Source organism: Pseudomonas mosselii (assembly GCF_005796105.1).
Taxonomy (GTDB): domain Bacteria; phylum Pseudomonadota; class Gammaproteobacteria; order Pseudomonadales; family Pseudomonadaceae; genus Aquipseudomonas; species Aquipseudomonas mosselii_C.
Genome location: NZ_VAUO01000003.1, coordinates 47,266 through 73,573, shown reverse-complemented (window position 1 = coordinate 73,573; position 26,308 = coordinate 47,266). Strand labels below are relative to the sequence as shown.

22 protein-coding genes and 1 riboswitch are annotated in these 26,308 nt (G+C 64.2%); of the genes, 16 read left to right on the top strand and 6 right to left on the bottom strand.

Annotation, left to right across the window (positions count from 1 at the left end; genetic code table 11):
- The first annotated feature begins 78 nt into the window (after positions 1-78).
- Positions 79-969, top strand: a complete 891-nt coding sequence (locus tag FEM01_RS09485) for a LysR family transcriptional regulator (RefSeq protein ID WP_138219180.1) — start codon at positions 79-81, stop codon at positions 967-969.
- 11 nt (positions 970-980) lie between these two features.
- Positions 981-2,252: a lipid IV(A) 3-deoxy-D-manno-octulosonic acid transferase gene (waaA, locus tag FEM01_RS09480; RefSeq protein WP_138219179.1), complete on the top strand. Its 1,272-nt coding sequence runs from the start codon at positions 981-983 to the stop codon at positions 2,250-2,252.
- A 114-nt stretch (positions 2,253-2,366) separates the two neighbouring features.
- Here waaA and FEM01_RS09475 read toward each other — a convergent pair whose 3' ends face one another.
- On the bottom strand, positions 2,367-3,803 hold the full coding sequence (locus FEM01_RS09475; RefSeq protein ID WP_138219178.1) for a TolC family outer membrane protein: 1,437 nt from the start codon (positions 3,801-3,803) through the stop codon (positions 2,367-2,369).
- 160 nt (positions 3,804-3,963) lie between these two features.
- A riboswitch (TPP riboswitch) is annotated at positions 3,964-4,070 on the top strand.
- Positions 4,071-4,223: 153 nt separating this feature from the next.
- Between FEM01_RS09475 and thiC the strand changes: the two genes are divergently transcribed.
- Both thiC and cytX read left to right on the top strand, forming a co-directional pair.
- Positions 4,224-6,104, top strand: coding sequence for a phosphomethylpyrimidine synthase ThiC (gene thiC / locus FEM01_RS09470; protein ID WP_138219177.1), 1,881 nt, complete (start codon positions 4,224-4,226; stop codon positions 6,102-6,104).
- Positions 6,105-6,253: 149 nt separating this feature from the next.
- Positions 6,254-7,537, top strand: a complete 1,284-nt coding sequence (cytX, locus tag FEM01_RS09465; RefSeq protein WP_138219176.1) for a putative hydroxymethylpyrimidine transporter CytX — start codon at positions 6,254-6,256, stop codon at positions 7,535-7,537.
- Here cytX and FEM01_RS09460 read toward each other — a convergent pair.
- Positions 7,506-8,252 (bottom strand): RsiV family protein, encoded by a 747-nt coding sequence (locus FEM01_RS09460; RefSeq protein WP_138219175.1) that lies wholly within the window; start codon positions 8,250-8,252, stop codon positions 7,506-7,508. The two genes, cytX and FEM01_RS09460, sit on opposite strands and share 32 nt — an antisense overlap.
- A gap of 185 nt (positions 8,253-8,437) precedes the next feature.
- On the opposite strand from FEM01_RS09460, the gene FEM01_RS09455 reads away from it, so the two are divergent.
- The 9 genes from FEM01_RS09455 (at position 8,438) to FEM01_RS09410 (ending at position 18,069) form a co-directional block, all read left to right on the top strand.
- Positions 8,438-9,055, top strand: coding sequence for an NUDIX domain-containing protein (locus FEM01_RS09455; RefSeq protein WP_138219174.1), 618 nt, complete (start codon positions 8,438-8,440; stop codon positions 9,053-9,055).
- Positions 9,046-9,498, top strand: coding sequence for a DUF1249 domain-containing protein (locus FEM01_RS09450; protein ID WP_138219173.1), 453 nt, complete (start codon positions 9,046-9,048; stop codon positions 9,496-9,498). The genes FEM01_RS09455 and FEM01_RS09450 overlap by 10 nt, the downstream gene beginning before the upstream one ends.
- A gap of 86 nt (positions 9,499-9,584) precedes the next feature.
- Positions 9,585-10,388: a 3',5'-cyclic-AMP phosphodiesterase gene (cpdA, locus tag FEM01_RS09445; RefSeq protein WP_138219172.1), complete on the top strand. Its 804-nt coding sequence runs from the start codon at positions 9,585-9,587 to the stop codon at positions 10,386-10,388.
- 481 nt (positions 10,389-10,869) lie between these two features.
- Positions 10,870-11,478 (top strand): YqiA/YcfP family alpha/beta fold hydrolase, encoded by a 609-nt coding sequence (locus FEM01_RS09435; RefSeq protein ID WP_138219171.1) that lies wholly within the window; start codon positions 10,870-10,872, stop codon positions 11,476-11,478.
- 36 nt (positions 11,479-11,514) lie between these two features.
- Positions 11,515-13,419 (top strand): DNA topoisomerase IV subunit B, encoded by a 1,905-nt coding sequence (parE, locus tag FEM01_RS09430; RefSeq protein ID WP_138219170.1) that lies wholly within the window; start codon positions 11,515-11,517, stop codon positions 13,417-13,419.
- Positions 13,416-14,402, top strand: coding sequence for an esterase-like activity of phytase family protein (locus tag FEM01_RS09425; RefSeq protein WP_138219169.1), 987 nt, complete (start codon positions 13,416-13,418; stop codon positions 14,400-14,402). The genes parE and FEM01_RS09425 overlap by 4 nt, the downstream gene beginning before the upstream one ends.
- Positions 14,399-14,917 (top strand): retropepsin-like aspartic protease family protein, encoded by a 519-nt coding sequence (locus FEM01_RS09420; RefSeq protein ID WP_138219168.1) that lies wholly within the window; start codon positions 14,399-14,401, stop codon positions 14,915-14,917. The genes FEM01_RS09425 and FEM01_RS09420 overlap by 4 nt, the downstream gene beginning before the upstream one ends.
- Before the next feature lie 10 nt (positions 14,918-14,927).
- Positions 14,928-17,186: a DNA topoisomerase IV subunit A gene (parC, locus tag FEM01_RS09415; protein WP_138219167.1), complete on the top strand. Its 2,259-nt coding sequence runs from the start codon at positions 14,928-14,930 to the stop codon at positions 17,184-17,186.
- A 175-nt stretch (positions 17,187-17,361) separates the two neighbouring features.
- Positions 17,362-18,069 carry a PqiC family protein gene (locus FEM01_RS09410; RefSeq protein WP_138219166.1) on the top strand — a complete coding sequence of 236 codons (708 nt, stop codon included), beginning with the start codon at positions 17,362-17,364 and terminating at the stop codon, positions 18,067-18,069.
- An 83-nt stretch (positions 18,070-18,152) separates the two neighbouring features.
- Here FEM01_RS09410 and FEM01_RS09405 read toward each other — a convergent pair whose 3' ends face one another.
- Complete coding sequence (locus tag FEM01_RS09405) at positions 18,153-19,601, bottom strand: histidine kinase (protein WP_138219165.1); 1,449 nt, start codon at positions 19,599-19,601, stop codon at positions 18,153-18,155.
- Positions 19,602-19,736: 135 nt separating this feature from the next.
- Here FEM01_RS09405 and serB point away from each other — a divergent pair, with 135 nt between their 5' ends.
- Positions 19,737-20,951: a phosphoserine phosphatase SerB gene (gene serB, locus FEM01_RS09400; protein WP_138219164.1), complete on the top strand. Its 1,215-nt coding sequence runs from the start codon at positions 19,737-19,739 to the stop codon at positions 20,949-20,951.
- A 71-nt stretch (positions 20,952-21,022) separates the two neighbouring features.
- Here the strand turns inward: serB and asd are convergent, their stop codons facing one another.
- Genes asd through FEM01_RS09385 form a run of 3 tightly spaced genes read right to left on the bottom strand, consistent with a single transcriptional unit; the run spans position 21,023 to position 24,290 of the window.
- Positions 21,023-21,886 (bottom strand): archaetidylserine decarboxylase, encoded by an 864-nt coding sequence (gene asd / locus FEM01_RS09395; protein WP_138219163.1) that lies wholly within the window; start codon positions 21,884-21,886, stop codon positions 21,023-21,025.
- Between the two features lie 14 nt (positions 21,887-21,900).
- Positions 21,901-22,710 carry a rhodanese-like domain-containing protein gene (locus FEM01_RS09390; protein WP_138219162.1) on the bottom strand — a complete coding sequence of 270 codons (810 nt, stop codon included), beginning with the start codon at positions 22,708-22,710 and terminating at the stop codon, positions 21,901-21,903.
- A 44-nt stretch (positions 22,711-22,754) separates the two neighbouring features.
- Entirely contained in the window at positions 22,755-24,290 is a 1,536-nt protein-coding gene (locus FEM01_RS09385) for an HDOD domain-containing protein (RefSeq protein ID WP_138219161.1), read from the bottom strand.
- Between the two features lie 130 nt (positions 24,291-24,420).
- Between FEM01_RS09385 and motA the strand changes: the two genes are divergently transcribed.
- The gene (gene motA, locus FEM01_RS09380) at positions 24,421-25,272 is read left to right on the top strand and encodes a flagellar motor stator protein MotA (protein WP_138219160.1); all 852 of its coding nucleotides are present in this window, start codon (positions 24,421-24,423) and stop codon (positions 25,270-25,272) included.
- 3 nt (positions 25,273-25,275) lie between these two features.
- A complete protein-coding gene (motB, locus tag FEM01_RS09375) occupies positions 25,276-26,286 on the top strand; it encodes a flagellar motor protein MotB (protein WP_138219159.1) in 1,011 nt (336 codons plus the stop codon).
- Positions 26,287-26,308 lie beyond the last annotated feature (22 nt).

The window sequence follows — 26,308 nt, the reverse complement described above, 5'->3', positions numbered from 1 at the left end:
CCGTTTCTGGCTGGGCATTCTAGGGCAAGCCTGGATGCGGTAAAGTCATTAGCTATCTGAATTGGAGATAGGTTGCTAATGACCGAGCAATGGAACCTTGAACAACTGCGCTTGTTCGTGCGCACGGCCGAGTTGCGTTCGTTTTCTGCTGTCGCCCGCGAGCAGCATAAGGCGCAATCGGCGGTGAGCAGTGCCATCGCGCTGCTGGAGGCAGACCTGGGCGTGACCCTGTTCGAACGCAGCAGCGGTCGCCAGCCACGCCTGACCGAGAATGGCGCCGCGTTGCTTGAGGACGCCCGTGAACTGCTGCGTCAATGCGAGCGTCTGGATGGCCGCGCGCTGGCGCTGATGCGCGGCCAGGAGGCGCTGCTGCGAGTGGCCCAGGACGAGGCCATGCCCTACCAACCGGTGATCGACAGCCTCGACGAACTGGCCACGCGCTACCCCTACCTTGAAGTGCAACTGGCCAGTGGCGCCCAGGGTGATGTGGCGCGCAAGCTGGTGGAGCGGCGCGCCGACCTTGGCCTGTTTTTCCATCATGAGAGCATCCCGGCGTCACTTGAGCGGCGTGCCCTTGGCAGTGTCGAGATGGTGACGGTGTGCGCTATTGACCATCCGCTGGCGCGTCTCGACTACGTGAGCTGCCAGCAATTGGCGCGGCACCGGCAGTTGTTGATCACGCCACAGCAAAGTGGCTACCCCGGCGGCGAAGTGGCCAGTCCGCAGGTCTGGCGCGCCGATAGCTTCTACGCCATGGCCGAACTGCTGATGCGCGGCCTGGGCTGGGCCTGGCTACCGCGCCATGTGGTGCAGTACCCCACTTACCAGACGCAGATGGTCGAGTTGGTCAGCGAATGGCGCCCCCCGGCGTTGGTCGCCGAGCTGGCCTGGCGCCGCGACGAGCCCTTGGGCCCGGCTGCGCAATGGCTGGCTGAGCGCTTTGCGGTGCACTTGCGTGCGATCGGGTAAACTCCGCCGCCATGAACAGAACCCTCTATACCTTGCTGTTTCACCTGGGCCTGCCGCTGGTGGCGCTGCGCCTGTATCTGCGTGGGCGCAAGGCGCCGGCATACCGCGCGCGCGTTCTTGAGCGCTTCGCCTTCAAACTGCCCGCGATCAAGCCTGGCGGTATCTGGGTGCATGCGGTGTCGGTGGGTGAGAGCATCGCCGCTGCGCCCATGGTTCGCGCGTTGCTCAAGCAGTACCCGGACGTGCCGATCACCCTCACCTGCATGACCCCGACCGGCTCCGAGCGGATCCTTGCGATGTTCAAGGACGAGCCGCGGGTGCAGCATTGCTACCTGCCCTACGACCTGCCGTGGGCGGCGGGGCGTTTCCTCGATCATGTGCGCCCGACGTTGGGCATCATCATGGAAACCGAGCTGTGGCCGAACCATATCCACCAGTGCGCCAGGCGCGGGATTCCGGTGGCGCTTGCCAATGCGCGGCTGTCGGCGCGTTCGGCGCGTGGTTATGCGCGTTTTGCCGGATTGACCCGGCCGATGCTTGAGCAGATGAGCCTGATCGCCGTGCAGACTGAAACCGAGGCGCAGCGTTTTCGCGACTTGGGCGCGCGCCCTGCCTGCGTACAGGTGACTGGCTCGATCAAGTTCGACTTGAAAGTGGACGAACAACTGCTGCCCCGCGCCCGTGCGCTGCGCGAGCAGTGGGGCGCCATCCAGCGCCCGGTGTGGATCGCGGCCAGTACCCATGAGGGTGAGGACGCGCTGGTGCTCGATGCCCATCGCCGCTTGCTCGACGTGCATGGCGATGCCTTGCTGATTCTGGTGCCGCGCCACCCGGAGCGTTTCAACGCCGTGCATGCCCTGTGCGCCGAGCGTTTTGCCACGCTGCGTCGCTCCAGCGGTGATGTGCTGTCGGCGCAGACCCAGGTGTTGGTGGGTGACACCATGGGCGAGTTGCTGTTCCTGTACGCCGTGGCGGATATCGCCTTCGTTGGCGGCAGCCTGGTGGCCACGGGTGGGCACAACCCGCTGGAGCCTGCTGCGCTGGCATTACCGGTGATCATGGGACCGCATGTGTTCAACTTCCTCGAAATCAGCGCGATGTTGCGTGATGCGGGGGCGTTGAAGCAGGTCGATGATGCCGAGGGCTTGGCCGCCGAAGTGCGCCGCCTGATCGAGCTGCCGCAGGACGCCCGGCGCATGGGCGAGGCGGGTAGGGCGGTGATGGTGGCTAATCAGGGGGCGTTGCAGCGGTTGTTGGATGGGGTGGCGAAACTCATTAGCTGACATCTTCGCTGGCTTCTTCGCGGGCAAGCCCGCTCCCACAGGGACATCACAAACTTCAAGGCTTGTGCTGTACCTGTGGGAGCGGGCTTGCCCGCGAAGAAGCCAGCGCCGGTATCATGGCCTGCGTTCGAAATTCTTCGCCGCCGCTTCCGCCAAATCCGGTGGCAGGAAGTCCCGGTCCGGGTTGTAGTCGGCTTTCAGGTAGCGCCCCAGGTCTTGCAAGTCCTGCGGACTCAGGGTACCGGCGGCCTGCTTCAGGCGCAGGTTGTCGAGGATGTAGTCGTAGCGACTGTTGTTGTAGTCGCGCACCGAGGTGTACAGCTGGCGCTGGGCATCGAGCACGTCGACGATGTTGCGGGTACCCACCTGGTAGCCGATTTCGGTGGCTTCCAGCGCGCTCTGGTTGGAGATGATCGACTGTTTGCGCGCTTGCACCTGTTCCACATCGGTGTTTACCGCGCGGTGCAGGTTGCGGGTGTTTTCTACTACCTGGCGGCGCAGGCTCTCGCGCTGCTGCTCGCTCTGGCTCAAGCGAGCGTAGGCCTCGCGCACCTGCGAACTGGTCAGCCCGCCGCTGTAGATCGGGATACTCAACTGCAAGCCAACGCTGGTCTGCTCGACGTCACCGCCATAACGCACGCCGGCTTGCGGTGCGGGGTTGGTGAAGCCGAGGCTGTCGTTGTCACCTTTCTGGTACTTGGCCACGGCGTCCAGCGTTGGGGCATGGCCGGCTTTGCGTTGGCGCAGGGTCTGTTCGGCGGCCGCGACGGCTTGGTTGGTGGCTTGCAGGTTGAGGTTCTGGCGCCCAGCGGTTTCGACCCAGGCCTTGGCGTCGTTGGGGGTCGGCACCTGCACCGGCAGGCTGTGCACCACGCCCTGGATCGAGCTGTACTGGCGGTTGGTGAGGGTGACCAACGCCTCGAAGGCGTCCTGCACCCGGCGCTCGGCGATCAACCGGTTGGCCCGTGCGGTGTCGTAGCTGGCCTGGGACTGGAGCACGTCGGTCTTGTCGGACAGGCCCACGTCGAAACGCTCGTTGGACTGGTCGAGCTGGCGCTTGAAGGCGGCTTCCTCGGCCTTGGTCGAGGCCAGGTTGTCCTGGGCGCGCAGCACGGCGAAGTAACTTTCGGCGGTTTGCAGGATCAGGTTCTGTTCGGTGGCTGACAGTTCCAGCACGGCTTGCTCGTTGACCGCTTCGGCGGCTTGCAACTGGAACCAGCGGTCGGCGCGGAATATCGGTTGGGCCAGGGTCGCGCTCCAGGTGTTGCCGCTACGGTTGGAGGTCATCGACGGTTCGTCCAACTGGGTGCGCGTGTTCATCATCTCGGCGCCTGCCGACAGGTTCGGCAACAGGCCGGCGCGCGCCTGTGGCACCACCTCGCGGCGTGCGCCGTAGTCGGCGCGGGCGGCGGCCAGGTCGGCATTGTTGTCCACTGCCTCCTGATAGACGCTGACCAGGTCCGTCTTGACCGTGGTGGGCGGGTCCATTGCCCAGGCCGCGCCGTTGGACGCACAGGACACGGCAATCGCCAGTGAAAGTTTGCGCAGCATAGGGCAATCCTTGATCAGGTTCTTATTTACTGTACTTTCGAGTATCGAAACGATGCGCCAGTGTAGTGCCATGTGTCCTCGGCAACAATCCATGCGTTGCCATTCATCACGGCAGGCTCGACACGCTTGGCTTTGTCGGCCACTCCAGCTTAGACTGCGCACGTTCTTGTCGGGGTGCCTTGAAGCAAAGGCTGAGATCGCAGAGGTGCGGATCCCGTTGAACCTGATCAGGTTAGCGCCTGCGTAGGGAACAAGATTGCTCTCCTTCCCGGGAGCCTCTTGTGCCAGGTCCGGGATTGTCGACGCTCATGCTCGATGGCACTCCCAGTATCCGGCACTGCACTCATCAAGGGGTGCGTCCGCGTCCTTCAGGTTCTTCCCCGACATTCCGCCCGCTGGAAGCCGTCTGGAGAGCCTGTGATGAGCAAACAAGAAAAAACGATCCACCTCAGCGAGTCGGCGCAAGTCGACCAGCAGTCCGTGCAGCCGCTGCCCAATTCGCGCAAGGTGTATGTCCAGGGTTCGCGCCCCGACATCCGCGTGCCCATGCGCGAGATCAGCCTGCATGACACCCCCACCGACTTCGGCGGCGAGAAGAACGCCCCGGTATTGGTCTACGACACCTCCGGCCCCTATACCGATCCCAGCGTCATCATCGATGTACGCAAGGGCCTGGGCGATGTGCGCTCGGCCTGGATCGACGCGCGTGGCGACACCGAGCGCCTCGAGGGCCTGAGTTCGAACTTCGGCCAGCAACGCCTGAGCGACCCTGAGTTGACCCAACTGCGCTTCGCCCACGTGCGCAACCCGCGCCGGGCCAAAGCCGGTGCCAACGTTACGCAGATGCACTACGCGCGCCAGGGCATCATTACCGCCGAGATGGAATACGTCGCCATCCGCGAGAACATGAAGCTCCAGGAAGCCCGCGCTGCGGGCCTGCTCGACCAGCAGCACGCCGGGCACAGCTTCGGCGCGAGCATCCCGAAAGAGATCACCCCCGAGTTCGTGCGTGAAGAGATCGCCCGTGGTCGCGCGATCATCCCCGCCAACATCAACCACACCGAGCTTGAGCCGATGATCATCGGTCGCAACTTCCTGGTGAAGATCAACGGCAACATCGGCAACAGCGCGCTGGGTTCCTCGATCGAGGAAGAGGTCGCCAAGCTGACCTGGGGCATCCGCTGGGGGTCGGACACGGTGATGGACCTGTCCACCGGCAAGCACATCCATGAAACCCGCGAGTGGATCATCCGCAACTCGCCGGTGCCGATTGGCACCGTGCCGATCTACCAGGCTCTGGAGAAGGTCAACGGTGTGGCCGAGGACCTGACCTGGGAGCTGTTCCGCGACACCCTGATCGAACAGGCCGAGCAGGGCGTGGACTACTTCACCATCCACGCAGGCGTGCTTTTGCGGTATGTGCCGCTGACCGCCAAGCGCGTCACCGGCATCGTCAGCCGGGGTGGTTCGATCATGGCCAAGTGGTGCCTGGCGCACCACAAAGAGAACTTCCTGTACACGCACTTCGACGAGATCTGCGAAATCATGAAGGCCTACGACGTCAGCTTCTCGTTGGGCGATGGCCTGCGTCCGGGCTCGATCGCCGATGCCAACGACGCGGCCCAGTTCGGTGAGCTGGAGACCTTGGGCGAACTGACCAAGATCGCCTGGAAGCACGATGTACAGTGCATGATCGAAGGCCCCGGCCATGTGCCGATGCAGTTGATCAAGGAGAACATGGACAAGCAGCTGGCGTGCTGCGACGAGGCGCCGTTCTATACCCTCGGCCCGCTGACCACCGACATAGCCCCCGGCTATGACCACATTACCTCGGGCATTGGGGCGGCGATGATCGGCTGGTTCGGCTGCGCCATGCTCTGCTATGTCACGCCCAAGGAACACTTGGGCCTGCCGAACAAGGATGACGTCAAGACCGGGATCATCACCTACAAGATCGCGGCCCACGCTGCCGACTTGGCCAAAGGCCACCCTGGCGCGCAGATCCGCGACAACGCGCTGTCCAAGGCGCGCTTCGAATTCCGTTGGGAAGACCAGTTCAACCTGGGCCTGGATCCGGACACCGCCCGCGCGTTCCACGACGAGACGCTGCCCAAGGAGTCGGCCAAGGTCGCGCACTTCTGCTCGATGTGCGGGCCGAAGTTCTGCTCGATGAAGATCACCCAGGAGGTGCGTGAATATGCCGCCAAGATCGACACTGTCGAGGTGACGGTCGAGCAGGGTATGCGCGAGCAGGCCGAGCGGTTCCGCCAGGAAGGCAGCCAGTTGTACCAGAAAGTCTAGGCAGCAAAAGCGGGGCCGCTTTGCGGCCCTTTCGCGGCACGAGGCCGCTCCTACAGGGGACCGCAATCTTCTGTAGGCGCGGCCTTGTGCCGCGATACGAGGACGTAGTCCTCGCCCCCATACTCACAATAACTCCGGCGAGCGCCAGCATGAGCACACCCAGCCACTTCTCACCCGACCACCCCGTTCCCAGTCAGCACCGCCAGTTCGGCGCCCGCGACCTGTTTTCGCTGTGGTTCTCTTTAGGCATCGGCCTGATGGTCCTGCAGGTCGGCGGTCTGTTGGCGCCCGGCCTGGGTCTGGCGGGATCGATCCTGGCGATCATGCTGGGCAGCGCCGTCGGTGTGCTGTTGCTGGCCTCGGCGGGGGTGATCGGCAGCGACACCGGCCTGTCGGCCATGGCCACTCTGCGCCTGACCCTGGGCGGTCACGGCGCGCGCCTGCCGGCACTGCTCAACCTGCTGCAACTGGTAGGCTGGGGCGCGTTCGAGATCATCGTCATGCGCGACGCCGCCGGCCTGCTGGGTGCGCGAACCTTTGGCGAGGGCAGCGTGTGGAGCAGCCCGCTGCTGTGGACGCTGTGCTTTGGCGCCTTGGCCACCTTGCTGGCGGTCAGCGGGCCGCTGACGTTCGTGCGCAAGGTGCTGCGCAAATGGGGCATCTGGTTGCTGCTGGGGGCTTGCCTGTGGCTGACCTGGAACCTGTTCGCCAAGGCCGATCTGGTCGACCTGTGGCGCCGTCCGGGCGATGGTTCGTTGTCGCTGGCGCTGGGTTTTGACATCGTTATCGCCATGCCGCTGTCGTGGTTGCCGCTGATCGCCGACTACTCGCGCTTCGGCAAGCGCGCCAGCCGGGTGTTCGGCGGCACCGCGCTGGGGTTCTTCATCGGCAACGCCTGGCTGATGAGCCTGGGTGTGGCCTATACCCTGGCCTTCGCCCCGAGTGGTGAAGTCAATGCGCTGCTGCTGGCACTGGCCGGTGCCGGGCTGGGCATCCCGCTGCTGCTGATTCTGCTGGACGAGTCGGAGAACGCCTTCGCCGACATCCACTCGGCGGCGGTGTCCACGGGGCTGTTGGTGAAGCTCAAGGTCGAGCACCTGGCGCTGGCGATCGGCATGCTATGCACCTTGATCGCGCTGCTGGCGCCGCTGGCCCAGTACCAGAACTTCCTGTTGCTGATCGGTTCGGTGTTCGCGCCGCTGTTCGGCGTGGTGCTGGTGGACCACTTCCTGGTCCGTCGCCGCCGCCTGCCTGCACAGGTGTCGGGTCTGCACTGGCAAGCGCTGCTGGCGTGGGCGGTGGGTGTGGCGGCCTATCACCTGATGGCCGCCGAGGCACCGGAGCTTGGCGCGACCCTGCCGGCTCTGCTGCTGGCAGGGGTGCTGCATGGCCTGCTATCGCTCAGCCGCGGCCGGGAAACAGCTCGGGCCTGAGGACACCGTTCAGACGCGGGTAGGGGATCTTCAGCTCAACGTGGCCCATGGAGTAGGGCGCGATGGCATAGACCTCGTACTTGACCACTACCGCACCGTAGGTCAGGGCGATATGCGGCGAGCGCTTGAACGGCCAGGTCTTGACGAATTCGGGGTCCTTGTCCATACCGGTGCTGATCTGCCAGGCGCGGTGCGACTCCTCGACGGTCTTCCAGAAAGTCTGCTCCTGGCCGGGCAGCAGCATGTCGTCCAGCGTGAGCACCTTGTCCAGCTTGCGTGAATAGTTGATGAAGCCGCGCCCCGGCATGCCGTGGGCGCCGCCGGTGTCGAGGTAGCTGGACAGCTCGATGATCACCAAGCCGTCATGCTGCTCGCGTACCTTGGCTTGCAGGTAACTGCTGTTGCGCTTGTCGGCGTGTGCCAGGTACAGCTGTTCATAGGCTTGCAGCGAGGCTGGCGGGGTGCCGCGCTGGTTGTCCTCGGTCAGTTGCAGCAGGCGTTTCTCGACGATGGCGTCGAGCTTGGGCAGGGCCGGGAAGTGCACGGTGTCGATGTTCACCAGCGGGCAATCGCTTTCGCTGCAACCGGGCTTGAGATGCTCCCAGGCATCACGCTTGACCTCAAGCGGCGCCCGGTAATTGGGGGTGAACAGGCTCTGGCAGGCGCCCAGGGCGAGTGCCAGAACAGCCACGCAAGTCAGTTTGACGAGGGTCATGTTGCCTCTTTCACAACGGTGATGATCGGCCTTGGACCGCCTGCGCGGCCCTCAGTTCGCCACTAAGCTATCAGAGAGCGCGACGCCTGTCCCGGCAGTGCGAACGGTCACTGCAAGGGGGTGAAACCGAGCGGCACGCAGGGTAGGATTGCGCGATGCGGTAGACGAGGTAATAAGGAGTTTGCATGACCGATACGCTGAATTCGGTGCCGACCGAGGTCGAGATCGCCAAACGCGAACAGCTGTTCAAGGGCTTTTACAAGCTGGATAAGCTGCACCTGCGCCATGAGCTGTTCGCTGGCGGCATGAGCCGTGAGTTCACCCGCGAACTGTTCGTGCGTCACGATGCCGTATGCGTGCTGCCTTACGATCCGCAGCGTGACGAAGTGGTGCTGATCGAGCAGTTTCGGGTCGGTGCCATGGGCAAGGTCAAAAATCCCTGGCTGATCGAGATGGTCGCCGGGCTGATCGACAAGGACGAACAACCCGAGCAAGTCGCTCACCGCGAGGCCGAGGAAGAAGCCGGCCTGACCTTCAGCGCGCTGTGGCCGATGACCCGTTACTTCCCGTCCCCAGGTGGCAGCGACGAGTATGTGCACCTGTTCCTCGGGCGCTGCGTCAGCGAAGGTGCAGGCGGCCTGCATGGGCTCGAAGAAGAAAGCGAAGACATCCGCGTGCGCGTGTGGTCGTTCGAGGACGCGTTGCAGGCGGTGCGCGATGGGCGCATCTGCAACGCCGCGACGATCATCGGCCTGCAATGGCTGGCGCTCAACCGTGACGAAGTCCGAGGGATGTGGAAGTGAACCTGCTGCGTGAGCGCTATCGCGTCGACCTGGTCGGGCTGCAAACCGCCTGTGAGGCGAACTATGCCCGGCTGATGCGTCTGTTGCCGGACATGCGCACCACGCAGAGCTCGCGGCGCATCGGCATGACCCAGGGCGACCAGATGCTGGGGATACTGGTGCTCGAAGTGCTGCTGGCCTGCCCATACACCACCACGCTCAAGGTGCGCCAGGAACACAGCTTGCCGTGGCTGCCGGTGCCGGAGCTGGAAGTGCAGGTGTATCACGATGCACGTATGGCCGAGGTGGTCAGTGCCGAACACACCCGGCGCCTGCGCAGTATCTACCCCTATCCCAATACGGCCATGCACCAGCCGGACGAGAAAGCCCAGCTCAACCTGTTCCTCGGCGAGTGGCTCAGCCACTGCCTGGCCTGCGGCCATGAGCTGGAAGCGGTGCGTTGAAATGTGACGTGGGTCGGGTCGGCGTATTTGCGTCGCCGCGATCCGCCGCCATAATCGAGGGCTGAATCCGCCCGAGGAGATGGCCGTTGCCGCAACCACTTGCTTCCCCATCACCCATCCATGTGGTGCAACTGACCGACGCCCATCTGTTCGCCGATCCGGCGGGCACGTTGCTGGGCCTCAATACCCGTGACAGCCTCACCCATGTGATCGGCCAGGTGCGCCGCGAGCAGTCGCGCATTGACCTGCTGCTGTGCACCGGCGACCTGTCCCAGGACGCCAGTTCCGCTTCGTACGAGGCTTTCCGTGACCTGACGGCGGTCCTGGGTGCACCGTCGCGCTGGCTACCGGGCAATCACGACGAGGCCTTGGCTATGAACCAGGTGGCGCCAGAGCTGGTGCAGGCTGTCACTGATATCGGCGCCTGGCGCGTCGTCATGCTCGATTCGGCAGTGGTCGGGGCGACCTTCGGCTGGCTGGCCGACGAACAGCTGGCTGCTCTGGACCAGGCGCTGGCCACGGCGGATGGGCGTCATTGCTTGTTGTGTTGCCACCATCAGCCGGTGGACATCGGTTGCGCCTGGATGGCGCCGATCGGCTTGCGCAACGCCGACGCGCTGCTTGCGCGGGTGGGCACTTATCCACAGGTCAAGGCTGTGCTGTGGGGGCATGTGCACCAGCCCTGGGACCAACTGCGGCAGGGGGTTCGCTACCTGGCCACGCCGTCGACCTGCATCCAGTTCACGCCGGGCAGCGAGGATTTTAAGGTCAGCGAGGAACAGCCGGGGTATCGCTGGCTGCGTCTGCATGAGGATGGGCAGATAGAGACCGGCGTCGAGCGGGCGCGGGATTTTGTGGTGACATTGGACTTTGATAGCCCTGGGTATTAGGCCAAGGGGACCGCGTTGCCATAACCCGTTGATTTAGCGGGGATCCTGTAGGAGTTCACCCAGCCCTTTGGGCTGCGCTGTCGCGCAGAGAACTGATTTCGCAAGCGCTCCGCGTACCCTGTGGGAGCGGCGGTTCGGCGCCCCGACTTGCCCGCGAAGCAGGCGACTCGGTGTATGGCACCGGCTTCGCCGGTGTTCGCGGGCAAGCCCGCTCCCACAGGTCCCTGCTAAATCAACAAGTTATGTGTAGTTCTATGAGAGCGGCCTAGTGCCGCGAAGGGCTGCGAAGCGGCCCCGGGATTTCGGCATCCTGCAGAGTCGCCTGGGCTGCTTCGCAGCCCTTCGCGGCACAAGGCCGCTCCTACACAGGTACGCGGTGCGCAGCGGCCCTATGTTTGAAGATTGTGTTGCCAAATCCCCAGTGGTGAACCAATCCCCCACGAACACGCTACACTGCGCGTCTTTGCGCACCGGGGGCAGCATGTCGGGTTCCATCCTTTATATCCATGGCTTCAACAGCTCGCCGCTTTCGACCAAGGCGCGCCAGCTCGAAGCTGTGATGCAGCGGCTTGGCCTGGCTGACCGACTGCGTGTTCCGGCCCTGCACCACCACCCGCGGCAGGCTATCGAGCAATTGCAGGCCGCCATTGCCGAGCTGGGCGCCCCCTTGCTGGTCGGCAGCTCTCTGGGCGGCTACTATGCGACCCACCTGGCCGAGCAGCACGGGCTCAAGGCCCTGCTGATCAACCCAGCGGTCGCCCCGCACCGGTTGTTCGACGGCTATCTCGGCACCCAGCGTAACCTCTACACCGATGAAGCCTGGGAACTGACCCTGGACCACGTGGATGCCCTGGCCGCGTTGGACGTGCCTGCGCCCCAGGATGCCTCGCGCTACCAAGTGTGGTTGCAGACCGGCGATGAAACCTTGGACTATCGCCAGGCCGAGCGTCATTACCGGGCCTGTGCGCTGCGCATTCAGGCCGGTGGCGACCACAGCTACCAAGGCTTCGCCGCACAATTGCCGGCGTTGTTGGCCTTTGCCGGTATTGCCCGCGGGCAGTATGCGGCATTAGATTTTTCTGTATTTTGAGCTTTTTTGCATTCACCAGACTGACGACGAGACCCTATGGCCAATCCCAGCGCTAGCGCCTATAACGCAGACGCCATCGAAGTCCTCTCGGGCCTTGACCCGGTCCGCAAGCGGCCGGGCATGTACACCGACACCAGCCGGCCCAACCACCTGGCCCAGGAAGTCATCGACAACAGTGTCGACGAGGCCCTGGCAGGGCATGCCCGCTCGGTGCAGGTCATCCTGCATGCCGACCACTCGCTGGAAGTTTGCGACGATGGCCGTGGCATGCCGGTGGATATCCACCCTGAAGAGGGCGTGTCCGGGGTCGAGCTGATCCTTACCAAACTGCACGCCGGCGGCAAGTTCTCCAACAAGAACTACCAGTTCTCTGGCGGCCTGCATGGTGTGGGCATTTCGGTGGTCAACGCCCTGTCCACCCAGGTGCGCGTGCGCGTCAAGCGCGACGGTAACGAGTACCAGATGACCTTCGCCGATGGCTTCAAGGCAAGCGAGCTGGAGGTTGTCGGCACTGTCGGCAAGCGCAACACCGGCACCAGCGTGTACTTCAGCCCCGATCCCAAGTATTTCGACTCACCCAAGTTCTCCATCAGCCGTCTCAAGCATGTGCTCAAGGCCAAAGCCGTGCTGTGCCCGGGGCTGTCGATCAGCTTCGAGGACAAGGCCACCGGCGAGAAGGTCGAATGGCATTACGAAGATGGCCTGCGTTCCTACCTGGTCGATTCGGTCAGCGAGTTTCTGCGCCTGCCCGATGAGCCGTTCTGCGGCAGCCTGGCGGGTAACAAGGAGGCGGTGGACTGGGCCTTGCTGTGGCTGCCCGAAGGCGGAGACAGCATCCAGGAAAGCTACGTCAACCTGATCCCCACCGCACAGGGCGGCACCCATGTCAACGGCCTGCGCCAGGGCCTGCTGGATGCGATGCGCGAGTTTTGCGAGTTCCGCAACCTGCTGCCGCGCGGCGTGAAGCTCGCCCCTGAGGACGTCTGGGAACGCATCAGCTTCGTGCTGTCGATGAAGATGCAGGAGCCGCAGTTCTCTGGCCAGACCAAGGAACGCCTGTCCTCCCGCGAGGCGGCGGCGTTCGTTTCTGGGGTGGTCAAGGACGCCTTCAGCCTGTGGCTCAACGCGCACCCAGAGCTGGGCATGCAGTTGGCCGAGCTGGCCATCAGCAACGCTGGTCGGCGCCTGAAAGCCAGCAAGAAGGTCGAGCGTAAGCGCATCACCCAAGGCCCGGCACTTCCCGGCAAGTTGGCCGACTGCGCCGGCCAGGACCCGATGCGTGCTGAGCTGTTCCTGGTTGAGGGTGACTCGGCCGGTGGCTCGGCCAAACAGGCCCGCGACAAAGAGTTCCAGGCCATCCTGCCGCTGCGCGGCAAGATTCTCAATACCTGGGAAGTCGACGGCGGCGAAGTGCTGGCCAGCCAGGAGGTGCACAACATCGCCGTAGCCATCGGCGTCGATCCGGGCGCCACCGACCTGTCGCAACTGCGCTACGGCAAGGTCTGCATCCTGGCCGACGCCGACTCCGACGGCTTGCACATCGCCACCTTGCTGTGCGCGCTGTTCGTCCAGCATTTCCGCCCGCTGGTCGAAGCCGGGCACGTCTACGTGGCGATGCCGCCGCTGTACCGTATCGACCTGGGCAAGGAGATCTACTACGCCCTGGACGAAGCCGAGCGTGATGGCATCCTCGATCGCCTGGTGGCGGAGAAGAAACGCGGCAAGCCACAGGTCACCCGATTCAAGGGCCTGGGCGAAATGAACCCGCCGCAGTTGCGTGAAACCACCATGGACCCGAACACCCGGCGCTTGGTCCAGCTCACCTTGGACGATGTACAGGGCACCACCGAAATCATGGATATGCTGCTAGCGAAAAAGCGCGCCAGCGACCGCAAGAACTGGCTGGAGACCAAAGGCAACCTGGCCGAGGTCCTGGTTTGATTCGTCTGCTGTTCGCAGGCTGGCTCGCACTGTTGGCGCTTGCGGTGCAGGCTGACGAGTGGCCAGAACTCAAGCTCACCGGCGAATATCCGGTCGAGGGCATGCACGGTGGCAACCTGTCGGGCCTGGCGCTTTGTCGGGGAGCGTTGTGGACGGTATCGGACCGCGACGACGACCGCATCTACCGGCTCGACCAGAGCAACCCCACCTGGCAGGCTCAGCCGCTGGTATTCAGCGCCCCCGAGGCGCCGGACAGCGGCCTACCGTGGGGCCTGAAGATCCGTACCTGGGCTGCCTCGTTCGTGCGTGGCGGCGCGCTGGATTTCGAGGGCATCACCTGCGATCAGGCGGGTAATCTCTATGTCGCCAGCGAGGCCCAGGCGGCGGTGTTGCAGTTGCCGCTCGACGGCGAGGCAAACTGGTTGAAAATTGATCAGGCGCTGCTGCGCCAAGCCCGGGCCAGCGGCATGCTGCTGCACTTCAATGCGCTGTTCGAAGGCTTGGCGATCAATCCCGCTGGCGATCGTCTGTGGCTCGCCGCCGAGCGTGAGCGGCGTGGCTTGTTGGCCGTGCAGCGTCAGCAGTCGGTATGGACCTGTGCAGGCAGCTGCGTGCTGCTCAGCGAGGCTGGGGTCGAGATGCAGCCCCAGGCATTTCCCGAGGCGCGTCCGGTGTCGCGGGATTTCGCCGACCTGGCCTGGTTCGATCATAAATTGTTCACCCTCGAACGCAACGCCTACCGCATCTGCCGGCGCGATGCCGACAGCGGCGCGGTTGAGCGCTGCTGGTCGTTCGCCGCCGACGCCTTGGTGGAATCGCGGCGCTACCAGCAGCCATACGGGCTGGCCGAGGCGCTGGTGATCGACAAGGACGGTGCCTGGATCGGCCTGGACAACAACGACCAGCCGCGCGCCGATGGCGAGGTTCGCCCGATCGTCTGGCGCTTCGCCGCGCCGTCCGGTGGCTGGAGTGCCAACCCATGAGCAAGCCGCCGGGGCAGCGTGCGGGCAAGGTATTGATGATCGTCGCGTGGGCGGCGGCGATGTTCCTTGCCACGCGCTTTTTCGGCCAGTGGGAAGAGCGCCAGCAGAACCCCAACAGCGTGGTGCAGAGCGAGCGCGGCGAGGGCTTCATCGAGGTGCGCCTGCTCAGTAACGGACAAGGTCACTTCGTCGCTGACGGCGCGATCAACGGCCAGGTGGTGCACTTCATGCTCGATACCGGCGCCACCGATGTGGCCATCCCAGAGGCGCTGGCCCGCGACTTGGATCTGGTGCGTGGCGCGGCGGTCGTGCTCAGCACCGCCAATGGCCGCACCGAGGGCTATCGCACCCGTCTCGATACGCTGCAACTGGGCGACATCCGCCTGCACGACGTACGCGCCCTCGTGGTGCCAGGCCTAGATGGCCAAGCCGTGCTGCTCGGCATGAGCGCCCTGAAACAACTTGAATTTACCCAGCGCGGCGGCACCATGCTGTTGCGCCAGAACCTGAAATGACGAGGCCCGCATGAGCGACTCACTGGAACTCAGTCTCGACGGCGTCGAGCGCCGTTCCCTGGCTGACTTCACCGAACAGGCCTACCTGAACTATTCCATGTACGTGATCATGGACCGCGCACTGCCGCATATCGGCGACGGGCTCAAGCCGGTGCAGCGGCGGATCGTGTATGCCATGAGCGAGCTGGGGCTCGATGCCGACTCCAAGCACAAGAAGTCGGCGCGCACTGTCGGTGATGTGCTCGGCAAGTTCCACCCCCACGGCGATTCGGCCTGTTACGAGGCCATGGTGCTGATGGCCCAGCCATTCAGCTACCGTTACACCCTGGTCGACGGGCAGGGCAACTGGGGTGCGCCGGACGATCCGAAGTCGTTCGCCGCCATGCGCTACACCGAGGCGCGGCTGTCGCGCTATTCCGAAGTGCTGCTCAGCGAGCTGGGCCAGGGCACCGTCGACTGGGTGCCGAACTTCGACGGCACCTTGCAGGAGCCCGCGGTACTGCCCGCCCGCCTGCCAAACATCCTGCTCAATGGCACCACCGGTATCGCCGTGGGCATGGCCACCGACGTGCCGCCGCACAACCTGCGTGAAGTGGCCAGCGCCTGCGTGCGCCTGCTGGATGAGCCCAAGGCCACGGTCGAGCAGCTGTGCGAGCACATCCAAGGCCCGGACTACCCGACCGAAGCCGAGATCGTCACCCCGCGTGCCGACCTGCTCAAGCTCTACGAGACCGGCAAGGGCTCGATCCGCATGCGTGCGGTGTACCGCGTCGAAGACGGCGACATCGTCGTCACCGCGCTGCCGCATCAGGTCTCCGGGGCCAAGGTGCTGGAGCAGATCGCCGCGCAGATGCAGGCCAAGAAGCTGCCGATGGTGGCCGACCTGCGCGATGAGTCGGACCACGAGAACCCGTGCCGCATCGTCATCATCCCGCGTTCCAACCGCGTCGATGCGGCCGAGCTGATGCAGCACCTGTTCGCCACCACCGACCTCGAAAGCACCTACCGGGTCAACGTCAACATCATTGGCCTGGACGGTCGCCCACAGCTCAAGAACCTGCGCGCGCTGTTGCTGGAGTGGCTGGAGTACCGCATCGGTACTGTGCGCCGCCGCCTGCAACACCGCCTGGACAAGGTCGAGAAGCGCCTGCACCTGTTGGAAGGCTTGCTCACCGCGTTCCTCAACCTGGATGAAGTGATCCACATCATCCGTACCGAAGAGCACCCCAAGCAGGCGCTGATCGCCCGTTTCGAGCTGACCGAGATCCAGGCCGACTACATCCTCGAAACCCGCCTGCGCCAGCTGGCTCGCCTCGAAGAGATGAAGATCCGCGGCGAGCAGGACGAACTGCTCAAGGAACAGAAGCGCCTGACCACGCTGCTGGGCAGCGACACCAAGCTGCGCAAGCTGGTGCGCACCGAGTTGCTCGAAGACGCCGAAACCTACGGCGATGACCGCCGCTCGCCGATCGTCGAGCGCGCCGAGGCCAAGGCCTTGTCGGAAAACGAACTGATGCCTACCGAGCCTGTCACCGTGGTGCTCTCGGAGAAGGGCTGGGTGCGTTGCGCCAAAGGGCATGACATCGACGCCACGGGCCTGTCGTACAAGGCCGGTGATGGCTTCAAGGCCGCCGCTGCCGGGCGCTCGAACCAGTTCGCGGTGCTGATCGACTCCACCGGTCGCAGCTACTCGCTGGCCGCCCACAGCCTGCCGTCGGCGCGTGGCCAGGGCGAACCGCTAACCGGTCGGCTGACGCCGCCACCGGGCGCCACCTTCGAATGCGTGCTGCTGCCCGACGACGAGGCGCTGTACGTGGTGGCTTCCGACGCCGGCTACGGCTTCGTGGTCAAGGGCGAGGACCTGCAAGCCAAGAACAAGGCCGGCAAGGGCCTGCTCAGCTTGCCCAACGGTGCCAAGGTCATGACGCCTCGCCCGGTGGCGAACCGAGAGCAGGACTGGTTGGCTGCCGTCACCACCGAAGGGCGCCTGCTGGTGTTCAAGGTCGCTGACCTTCCGCAACTGGGCAAAGGCAAGGGCAACAAGATCATCGGTGTGCCCGGTGATCGGGTTGCCAGCCGTGAAGAATTCGTCACCGATCTTGCCGTGATCAGTGAGGGATCGACCCTTGTATTGCAGGCTGGCAAGCGTACGCTGTCTCTCAAGCCTGACGATCTTGAGCATTACAAGGGCGAGCGGGGCCGCCGCGGTAGCAAATTGCCACGTGGTTTCCAGCGGGTGGATGGGCTGACGGTGGAGCATCCTGCATAAGCGTGCAAGTAGTCTGAATCGGCACTTTCAGCGCTGTTTCGGGCGGAAACGCTGGAGTCGGGCCGTCATTTCGCGGATGATAAGCCCCTCGCGGCGCCGGCGTGGCCGAGCGCCCGGATGAATTCACATGAGTATCACTGCGGTCAGTCTTGTGACGGCCGCCTGGATGGGATGAATGAAATTTCTGCGCCTTCCATTTGCGCTGCTGATGACGGGCCTGCTTGGCCTGAGCGGATGCAGCATGCACCAGCCGGTCGCGTTGTATCAGCTCGACAGCGGTGACCCCGGCCAGCCCTCGCAGGCGGCGGGTATGGCGGTGGTGCTCGGCCCTGTATCGGTGGCCGACTACCTGCAACGGGAAACGTTCTTGCAACGCCAAGCGGACGGCAGCCTGACTGCAGCGACCGACGGTCGCTGGGCCGGCAGCCTTTCGTCGGATATCGACCAGTTGCTGGTGCGTCAGTTGGCCTGGCGCCTGGACAGCCAGCGCGTGGTGCTGGCGCCGGCCAGCGCTGGTTTCACCCCGGATGTGCAGGTGCTGTTGACCATCACCCGCCTGGATTCGGGCAAGAACCAACCGGCCATCCTCGATGCGCAATGGCGTGTGCTGGATCGCCGTGGGCAGGTACGTGACAACCGTATCGTCCACCTGGAACAGCCCCACGCGGGCAGCGAATCGGCGCAAGTGCAGGCCCAGGGCCAATTGCTGCAAAAACTCGCCGAGCAACTCAGCACCACGGTCAAGCCGCTGGCCAACCAGCCGGCTGTCGCCGAGGAAGCACCGCGCAGGGCCGCGCCGGTTCAGGTCAAGAAAGAGCCGGAAAAGCCAAAGATTCCGATGGCTTCACCAATCCGCACCGACATGGAAGTCTATCGCTTCTGATATTCGAGCCACAAAAAAGCCCGCAACGTTGCGGGCTTTTTTGTGGGTGCCGTGGGCGTGATCCCTGGCATGGCTGCGCAGGATCAGGTCCTGCGTTCGTGCATCCGCGCCAGCTGGCGCTCGAGCATCGACGGGTAGGGCTCCATCAGCCGCTCCACGCAGCAGGCGCCCTCGGGGCTTGCGATTGGGCGAATGCGTGCGCGCTGGCGCAGCAGGGCGTCGTCGTTGATACGGCGCTCCACCAGCAGCAGGTTGCGGCTATGCTGCGACAGGGCCAGGGCGTCCTGGGCCTGTTCGGTCATCAGCAGGTCGACCTGATCCATGCCTTGCAGGTCGTCCGCCAGCACCAGGCCCAGTTGCAGTTGCAGGGTGATGCCGCTGTCGGCCACCTCGATCTGCAGGGCATGACCCAGGGCGCGCAGCAACTCACCGCAGCAGATGGCGTTGGTCAGGTAGTCCTCGCCGCTGTCACGGCTGTGGAATAGCAGCAGCGTGCTGCCGTCGTTCAGCGTGTGGACTTCGCCCTCGTACAGCGAGGCCGCCTGTTCGAGGCAGTCGCGGTAGCGCTCGAGCAGCTCGGTCAGACGGGCACGCGGCAGGCGGCGCAGTTGCTCCTGGGAGCCCAGCTGCACGGCCAGTACCGCACTGCTTTGCGGCTCGTCCGACACGAGAGCGAGCGGTTTTGCGGGGGCGGTGTCGTCGTCCATCAGGCCAACGAAGGCGTCGTCGTCATCTTCAGGCTCATGGGCCATCACTTTGGCGCGTGGCGCTGCCTTTACCGGTGGCGGCGCGTCATCGAAGTCATCTTCCTCGTCCTCTTCTTCCGGCTCTGGCGGCGGCGGCGGGGCGAGGCGCGCGTGCAGTTGGCGGGCCAGGTCGCCGATCTCGTCCTGGCGCTCGATGGCAGGCGTGTAGGGGTGCGGGTCACGCAGCCATACCCGCAGTTGCAAGAGCGGGGTGGAGATGAAGCGGCCCAGGCGCAGGCTCAGGGTGAGCGCCAGCGCCAGCAGGATCGCTGCCAGGATCCCCATGCTTTGCAGGCTGATGAGCATCGGTTGCTGGAACTGGCTCATGTCCAGGCTAATGCGCAACTGACCGGCGGTCACGTCCTGGAAGGTGATCTTGGTCTGGTACAGCCCTTCGGCCTCGCCCAGCAGGCTGTTGCGCGGGCGCTGGCCGGCCTCGGCGAGGATACGGTTGTCCACGCTGTAGATGGCGGCGTGGGCGACCAGCGGGTTCTTCACCAGGTTGCCGAGCAGCACGTTGAGGCTGAGGATGTCATTGGACACCAGCAGTTCGGTGGCCGAGGTGGCGGTTTGCGTGGTCAGGCTCTGCCCGACGGCATCGGCCTGCTCGTGCATGGCCTGTTTGAACTGCAAACCCATCACGCAGGCATAGATCACCAGGGCCAGAGCCACCAGAAAGATGTTATGGCTGGCGATACGCAGGGCCAGGGGGATTCGACGCTGGCTCAGGGCTCGGTAGATCATCAGGAAAAAATTGTCGGGTTTGACGGGCGTGGGCCGGTTCACAGAGCGCGGCTCTTCATGGCGAGAAAGTGGAGCGCAGTATAGCGAGCGGAGTTTTGTCGGCAAAGTGTCGTTGGCGCCCGATGCCTACGGAAAATCGGTAGAATGGGCATTTTTCATCGAAGTCGGAGCCCGGTCTTGCGCGAAATCGTCCTGATCAACATCACTGGTGAAGACCGTCCAGGTCTCACTGCGGCCATCACCGGCGTCCTGCTCCAGGGCGGTGTGAACATTCTCGACATCGGCCTTGCGGTGATGCACGGCACCCTGTCGTTCGGCATCCTGGTCGATATTCCCGACAACGAAGTGGCCACTGCTCTGCTGCAAAGCGTACAGAGCAAGGCGCACGAGCTGAACCTGCAAGCGCGCTACACGCCTATTTCCGAGGCGGATTACCAGCACTGGGCCGACAGCCAGGGCGAACCTCGGCAGATCGTCACCCTGCTCAGCCGCCGAATCACCCCTGAGCAGTTGCAGCGCGTCAGCGCGATCATCAGCCAGTACGGCTTGACCATCGAGCGTATCGAGCGCCTGTCGGCGCGGGTGGCGCTTGATGCCCTGCACGACAAGGGCAAGGCGGCGTTGGAAATCTCCGTGCGTGGCGAGCCGAGCGATGCACAGGCCTTGCGTGCAGCGTTCTTCGCCCTGTCGGATGAGCTGAGCATCGACATCGCCTTCCAGAAGGACGACCTGTTCCGCCGCAACCGCCGCCTGGCGGTGTTCGACATGGACTCCACACTGATCGAAGCCGAGGTCATCGACGAGCTGGCCAAGGCCGCTGGGGTTGGCGAGCAGGTCGCGGCGATCACCGAGCGCGCCATGCGAGGCGAGCTGGATTTCCGTGCCAGTTTCAAGGAGCGCATGGCGCTGCTCAAGGGCCTGGATGTCGCTGTGCTCGACCAGATCGGCGCCTCGCTACGCCTGACCGAGGGAGCCGAGCATCTGTTCGCCGAACTCAAGCGCCTGGGCTACAAGACGGCCATTCTGTCGGGCGGTTTCACCTACTTCGCGCGGCAGGTACAGGCGCGCCTGGGTATCGACTATGTGTTCGCCAACGAACTGGAAGTGGTCGACGGCAAGGTGACAGGGGTTGCGGTCGAGCCGATCGTCGATGCTCAGCGCAAGGCTGACCTGTTGCAGCAGTTGGCCAATGAAGAGGGCCTGCAACTGGACCAGACGATTGCCGTGGGCGATGGCGCCAACGACCTGCCGATGCTGTCGCTGGCCGGTCTGGGCGTGGCGTTCCGCGCCAAGCCACTGGTGCGCCAGTCGGCCCGCCAGGCGATCAGCACGCTGGGGCTGGATGGGGTGCTGTACCTGCTGGGCGTGCGCGACCGCGACGCGCGCGGTTGATCTGACCCGGCTCTCCCATGAAAAGGCCCAGCATTACTGCATATGCTGGGCCTTTTTCGTTAGTGCGGCGATCAAGCCTGCGCTGGCACCGCCAGCAGCTCGCCCATGCGCACTGCGGAGCCCGCGCCCAGGGTCTGAGCCCACTTCACCTGCTCAGGCCCGAACAGCACGATGGCGGTGGAGCCCAGCTTGAAGCGACCCAGTTCGGCGCCTTTTTCCAGGTGGATCGGGGTGCGGCTGGCTTCGTCGTAACGGAAGGTCTTTAGCTCACGCTTCGGCGGCGTGACCAGGCCGGCCCATACCGTCTCGATCGAGGCGACGATCATCGCGCCAACCAGGACCACCGCCATCGGGCCGCGCTCGGTGTCGAACAGGCAGACCACGCGTTCGTTGCGGGCAAACAGCTCGGGGACGTTTTCTGCGGTGGTCTGGTTGACCGAGAACAGGCGGCCCGGTACGTAGACCATCTCGCGCAGGGTGCCGGCCAGCGGCATGTGTACGCGGTGGTAGTCCTTGGGCGACAGGTAGATGGTGGCGAACTCGCCGCCCATGAACGGCGCCGCCAGCGCCGGATCACCGCCAAGCAGCTCCAGCGCGCTGAAGCTGTGGCCCTTGGCCTGGAAAATGCGACCGTGCTCGATCGGACCCAACTGGCTGACTGCGCCGTCGGCCGGGCACAGCACCGCGTCCGGGGTTTCGTCCAGCGGGCGGGCGCCGGGCTTGAGGGCGCGGGTGAAGAAGGCATTGAAGTGTTCGTAGGCGCTGAGGTCTTCGACCAGCGCTTCGGACATGTTCACCTGGTAGCGCTTGGCGAACCAGGCGGTGAAGGCATTCTTGAACCAGCGTGCGCGGCATTCGGCGACGCAGCCGGCAAGCCGCGACAGCAGGTGGTGCGGCAGCAGGTACTGGCTGATGATGAACAGACGGGATTTCATTAGGTGGAATGTCCTTAAACTTCGACAGGCGTGTCCGGGTGGTTGCCCCATTCGCTCCAGGAGCCTGCGTAGGCCTTGATGCGTGGGTAGCCGAGTGCTTTGGCCACCAGGTAGGTGAAGCCGGAGCGGCGGTGGGTCTGGCAGTGGGTGATCACCTCTTTGTCAGGGGTGATGCCCGATTGTTCGAGCACCTGGGCGATATCCTTGCGGATGCGCAGGTGGTCGTTGAGGTCCATGCCGGTGGTCCATTCTAAGTTGATGGCTCCGGGGATGTGCCCGCCTTTGGCCGCCAGGACCTTCTCGCCGGTAAACTCCTGCGGTCCGCGAGCGTCCCAGATGACCAGGTCATCGGCGCCCAGGCGGCTTTGCAGGTACTCGCGGGTGGCGGTCGGTTCACTGCGCAGGTGCAGGCGAACCGGCGCTGTTGCTGCGGCCGGCACATCGGTGGATAACCGGTCCGCCGGCCAGGCCTGGATGCCACCGTTGAGGTAGTGGTAGTGGCGGTGGCCGATCACGTCGAGCAGCCAGATGAAGCGCCCGGCCCAGCCGCCGCCCTCGTCGTCGTACACCACGTACACCGCATCGTCACGGTGCCCCAACTCGCTGAACAGCTTTTCCAGGTCGCCAAGCGCCGGCAGCAGGCCAGGTGCTGGCGGCTGGCCGAGCTGGGTACGCTTGCCCTCGACGAAGCGCGCCCCGGGGATATGCCCGCTGACGTAGCGGTTGGCGCTGCTCAGGTCGACCAGGATCAACTCAGGCGAATCCAGGCGTGGCAGCAGATCGGCGGCTTCGATCACCAGCGGCAATCCGGAAAAATCAGTCATCCACGGTCTCCGGGGTGGAAAGAGGGGCGATTGTAGCGCAAGGCTCACGCATTGCGATTGGCAAACATGGCCAGGGCACGCTCGATGCATTGTGCGGTTTTGCCGAACGCTTGCACGCTGACATCGGAGAGCGGTTTACCGCTCTGGTCGGCCACTGCCAGCATCAGCACCTGGTTGTTGACCGCCAGCGAACGCATCAGCAGGTGCTCGCTGCGGAAGAATGCGCGCAGCGGGGCGGGCAGCAGCGCCGCAAGCTGGGCATGGTTATCTGGGGTGATGCGCAGTTGCCCGGCCTGCCCCATGAGTTTTTGCAGCAGTTTGTTCTGCGCCACCGGCAGGGCCATGGTGCTGGCCTCGTTCGGCAGGCCAGCGATCTGTTGCACGCGCAGGTAGTCGCTGGCCTTGTCCAGGCTCAGCAGCATGATGCGCTCCAGGCCGCACGCTTGTAGCGCTTCACGGGCCTGGGTCGTGAGGTGGATGGTATTGCTGAACGGGCTGGGCTGGGCCAGCAGGTTCTGGCACAGGCTGCGCCAGTGGGCGAGGTGTTCACTGTTGGGTGGCGCAGGGGTGAGCATGTCCGGGTGCGGACGGCGTTGATCCCAGGGCCAGATCAACGCCTCGGCTGGGTGGAACAGGGCATGGCGTGCGTGATGACGGGCGCTGGCGGCAGCCTGCTGGTGGACCTGCTGTTGCACGTCCTCCAGCGAAGTTTGCAGGTACAGCGCGGTCAGCAGCTGCCAGCGCAACAGATGCGGGTTGGCCCAGCCGACCTGCGCGGCCAGGGCGATGCCATTGGCCAGCAGCGCGGTGTTGCGCGGTTGGTTGAACCACACCCGCAGGGCCGGCTCTTCGTCCAGGCGATGCTGTTGCTCCAGCGGCTCGACTTCGCGGGCGATATTGAGCACATGGGCCAGTTGTTCGCGCTCTTCGAGCAGCAAGCGGTAGCCTTGGGTGACCCAGCCGGGCAGGCGCCAGTGCTCGGCGACCGCCTGGCACAACTCCATCAGGCGCACGCCGAATAGCTGCTGCTCGACCTCGGCGGCGTCCTCGCCCTTGTGGATGACCCGCAGCTCCCAGGCGTCGAGCAACTTCGGGTAGGCCAGGGCCATGGCCCACAGCGGCGACAGGAACAGCAGGCTACCCCAGTGGATTTCCTGCCACAGGCGCGCCAGGCGGCTGGCGAACAGGCCGTTGGCCTGCTGGGTGGCATGCTGGCTGATCAACAGGAACTGGCGCAAGACGGGCGGAATGTCGTCGCCGGGTACGGCGGGCAGGCGCGCCAGCAATTGGCTAGTGCGCTCAAGGCCCAGGCGGTTGATGGCGATTTCCAGGCTTTCGGCTGGCTCCGCCTGGCTGGCGTTGGTTGGGTGATTGGCCTCGCGCAGCACGCACAGCACCAGTGCGGGGCTGTCCTGCATCAGTTCGGCGATATCACGCAGCGAGCTGCGGCTGTCGTTGATGGCTTGCAGGACGCGGTCGTGGCTTTCTTTCGGGACCGGCACTCGAACACTGTCGAGCAGCTTTACCCAGGCCGCTAGACTTGTCGGCGCCTGAGCTGGCACCTTGGTTTCAATTGGCATATTGACATCAGTCCGAACTGGCTTTTCGCTTTGAGTGGCTATAGTCTGGCGCAGTTCTGCCGATAAGTAGAAGAAGAGTTTTAAGGCTCCCGTCCCCGACCCTGACCACGACAGCAAGTGCTCTGAACCTATGGCTAAAATTATCGGCATCATCGTCGTATTCGCGAGCGTGCTCGGCGGCTACGTCCTTTCCCACGGCAAGATTGCGGCACTGATTCAGCCGTTCGAAGTGCTGATCATCGGGGGCGCGGCGTTCGGTGCGTTCCTTCAGGCGAACCCCGGTTACATGACCATGCATGTAATCAAGAAGTCGCTGAAGATGTTCGGCAGCCGTTTTACCCATACTTTCTATCTGGAAGTGCTGGGCCTGGTATACGAAATCCTCAACAAAAGCCGTCGCGAAGGCATGATGGCCATCGAGGGGGACATCGAGGACGCAGCGGCCAGCCCGATCTTCGCCAAATACCCCGCGGTGTTGGGCGATGAGCGCATGACCGCGTACATCTGTGACTACCTGCGCATCATGTCCACCGGCAACATGGCTCCCCACGAGCTTGAAGGCCTGTTCGACATGGAGCTGCTGAGCATGAAGGAAGAGTTGGAGCACCCGTCCCACGCGGTAACCGGCATCGCTGACGGCATGCCGGGGTTCGGTATCGTTGCGGCGGTACTCGGTATCGTGGTGACCATGGCCTCGCTGGGGGACGGCGACCAGGCCTCCATCGGCCTGCACGTCGGTGCGGCGCTAGTGGGGACCTTCTTCGGTATTCTGGCGGCCTACGGCTTCTTCGGCCCGTTGGCCAAGTGCCTGGAGCACGATGCCAAGGAAGAGCTAAACCTCTACGAATCGATCAAGGCCTCGCTGGTGGCCTCGGCCTCGGGCATGCCGCCTTCGCTGGCCGTGGAGTTCGGGCGCAAGGTGCTGTATCCGAAGCACCGTCCGAGCTTCGCCGAGCTGGAACAAGCGGTTCGTGGTCGCTGAGTCATGGAAAACAATCAGCCGATAATCATCAAGCGCGTCAAGCGCTTCGGTGGCGGGCACCATGGCGGTGCCTGGAAAATCGCCTTCGCCGACTTCGCCACGGCGATGATGGCGTTCTTCCTCGTGCTGTGGCTGCTGTCCACCGCCACGCCCGAGCAGAAGATCGCCATCGCCGGCTACTTCAAGGACCCCATCGGCTTCTCCGAAAGCGGCACGCCCTACATCATCGACCTGGGCGGTTCGCCTCAGCTGGCGCCGGAAAAGACCATCAACCCGGAAGTGAAGTCCGAGCCTACGCCTGACACCAGCCTTCAGCTGGACAAGGACAAGGTCGAGACCATGGCCGAGCAGGTCGAGCGTGAGCGTCTGGAACTGCTTCTGCAGGAGTTGCAGAACAAGGTCGAGGAAAACCCGCAACTGCAGAAGTTCAAGGACCAGATCCTGTTCGAAATCACCCAGGACGGCCTGCGTATCCAGATCATGGACGCCGAGAACCGGCCGATGTTCGACCTGGGTAGCGCGCGTCTGCAACCGTACTTCGAAGACATCCTGCTGGCCATGGCCGACACCATCAAGGCGGTGCCGAACAAGATCAGCGTCAGTGGCCACACCGATGCCAAGCCGTACTCGGGCACCGGCGACTTCGGCAACTGGGAACTGTCGGCCAACCGTGCCAACGCGGCGCGGCGGGCGCTGGTGGCCGGTGGTTATCCGGATGACCAGGTGGCACGGGTGGTGGGTTACGCCTCTTCGTCGCTGTTCGACCGCAAGAATCCGTTCAACCCGGTCAACCGCCGTATCGACATCATCGTGCTCACCAAGAAAGCCCAGCGCGATATCGAAGGCGAGCAGGGCACGCCGGCCGCACAGCCTGAGGCCAAGCCGCCTGCCGGCGCCGCGCCGGGTGCCGCCGCTCCGGCGCCGCAGGATCCAATGCAGCCCCGTGAGCTGCGTCAGAAGCTGAACATCTTCGAGGATGGTGTGTTGAAGATGGACGAGCAGAAGAACCAGTAACTCGGTTGCAGGCAAACAAAAC

Excerpts from the sequence above, each read along its gene's own strand:
- FEM01_RS09485 (WP_138219180.1), top strand. The coding sequence starts at position 79 with ATGACCGAGCAATGGAACCTTGAACAACTGCGCTTGTTCGTGCGCACG.
- waaA (WP_138219179.1), top strand. The coding sequence starts at position 981 with ATGAACAGAACCCTCTATACCTTGCTGTTTCACCTGGGCCTGCCGCTG.
- FEM01_RS09475 (WP_138219178.1), bottom strand. The coding sequence starts at position 3,803 with ATGCTGCGCAAACTTTCACTGGCGATTGCCGTGTCCTGTGCGTCCAAC.
- thiC (WP_138219177.1), top strand. The coding sequence starts at position 4,224 with ATGAGCAAACAAGAAAAAACGATCCACCTCAGCGAGTCGGCGCAAGTC.
- cytX (WP_138219176.1), top strand. The coding sequence starts at position 6,254 with ATGAGCACACCCAGCCACTTCTCACCCGACCACCCCGTTCCCAGTCAG.
- FEM01_RS09460 (WP_138219175.1), bottom strand. The coding sequence starts at position 8,252 with ATGACCCTCGTCAAACTGACTTGCGTGGCTGTTCTGGCACTCGCCCTG.
- FEM01_RS09455 (WP_138219174.1), top strand. The coding sequence starts at position 8,438 with ATGACCGATACGCTGAATTCGGTGCCGACCGAGGTCGAGATCGCCAAA.
- FEM01_RS09435 (WP_138219171.1), top strand. The coding sequence starts at position 10,870 with ATGTCGGGTTCCATCCTTTATATCCATGGCTTCAACAGCTCGCCGCTT.
- parE (WP_138219170.1), top strand. The coding sequence starts at position 11,515 with ATGGCCAATCCCAGCGCTAGCGCCTATAACGCAGACGCCATCGAAGTC.
- FEM01_RS09420 (WP_138219168.1), top strand. The coding sequence starts at position 14,399 with ATGAGCAAGCCGCCGGGGCAGCGTGCGGGCAAGGTATTGATGATCGTC.
- parC (WP_138219167.1), top strand. The coding sequence starts at position 14,928 with ATGAGCGACTCACTGGAACTCAGTCTCGACGGCGTCGAGCGCCGTTCC.
- FEM01_RS09410 (WP_138219166.1), top strand. The coding sequence starts at position 17,362 with ATGAAATTTCTGCGCCTTCCATTTGCGCTGCTGATGACGGGCCTGCTT.
- asd (WP_138219163.1), bottom strand. The coding sequence starts at position 21,886 with ATGAAATCCCGTCTGTTCATCATCAGCCAGTACCTGCTGCCGCACCAC.
- FEM01_RS09390 (WP_138219162.1), bottom strand. The coding sequence starts at position 22,710 with ATGACTGATTTTTCCGGATTGCCGCTGGTGATCGAAGCCGCCGATCTG.
- FEM01_RS09385 (WP_138219161.1), bottom strand. The coding sequence starts at position 24,290 with ATGCCAATTGAAACCAAGGTGCCAGCTCAGGCGCCGACAAGTCTAGCG.
- motA (WP_138219160.1), top strand. The coding sequence starts at position 24,421 with ATGGCTAAAATTATCGGCATCATCGTCGTATTCGCGAGCGTGCTCGGC.
- motB (WP_138219159.1), top strand. The coding sequence starts at position 25,276 with ATGGAAAACAATCAGCCGATAATCATCAAGCGCGTCAAGCGCTTCGGT.